This is a genomic window from Streptomyces sp. NPDC054863 (assembly GCF_053610825.1).
The window spans coordinates 1-1,115 of sequence record NZ_JBSGZD010000578.1; the positions used below are offsets into that span (position 1 = coordinate 1).

At 73.1% G+C, this 1,115-nt stretch carries 1 protein-coding gene; it reads left to right on the forward strand.

Going from position 1 to position 1,115, the window contains the following annotated elements:
* A partial coding sequence (locus ACWGIG_RS39030) for a glycoside hydrolase family 38 C-terminal domain-containing protein (RefSeq protein ID WP_453326461.1) occupies nucleotides 1-1,086 on the forward strand: 1,086 nt, incomplete at its 5' end.
* Between the last annotated feature and the right edge of the window lie 29 nt (nucleotides 1,087-1,115).

Genomic DNA, 1,115 nt, shown 5'->3' on the forward strand with positions numbered 1-1,115 from the left:
CGCCTCACCGACGGCGAGGACGGTTCGTACGTACTCGACAACGGGCTGCTGCGGGTCGTCGTCGACCCGCGGGGGCTGGTCGTCTCGGCGTACGACATCGGGGCGGAGCGGGAGACCGTCGCACCGGGTCTGCCCGCGAACCTGCTCCAGATCCACCCGGACTTCCCCAACATGTGGGACGCCTGGGACGTGGACGCCTTCTACCGCAACACCGTCACGGACCTGACGGACGCGGACGAGGTCGGCCCCGAGCCCTCGGCGGAAGGCGTGGCGGCGGTGCGGATCGTGCGCTCCTTCGGCGACTCGAAGGCCACGCAGGTGCTGAGCCTGCGGCCCGGGTCACGCCGCCTCGACATCGACACCGAGGTGGACTGGCACGAGACGGAGAAGTTCCTGAAGCTGGCGTTCCCGCTGGACGTGCACGCCGAGCGGTACGCGTCGGAGACCCAGTTCGGGCACTTCCACCGGGCGACCCACACCAACACCTCCTGGGAAGCTGCCAAGTTCGAGGCGTGCAACCACCGCTTCGTGCACATGGAGGAGCCCGGCTGGGGCGTCGCGCTGGTCACCGACTCGACGTACGGGCACGACGTGACCCGCACCGTCCGCGACGGCGACGACGGCGACGGCGGTACGACGACGACGCTGCGGGCCTCGCTGCTGCGCGCCCCGCGCTTCCCCGACCCGGAGACCGACCAGGGCGTGCACCGCTTCCGGCACTCGCTGGTGCCGGGCGCCACGATCGGCGACGCGGTCCGCGAGGGCTACCGGGTGAACCTGCCGGAGCGCGCGCTGACCGGTGCGGGCGAGGTCTCCCCGCTCGTCACCGTCGGCGACGACGCGGTGGTGGTGACCGCACTGAAGCTGGCCGACGACGGCAGCGGTGACGTGGTGGTCCGCTTCCACGAGGCGCACGGCGGCCGGGCCCGTACGGTCCTCACGCCGGGCTTCGCGGCGGCGGACGTGGTCGCGACCGACCTGCTGGAGCGCCCGCTCGACGGCGCGGAGCCGGTGCGGGTGGCCGGCGGGGTGGCCGTGGAGCTGCGCCCGTTCGAACTGCGGACGCTGCGGTTCCGCAGGGGCTGAGCCTGAGCCGGGCCATGGCTGAGCGGGGC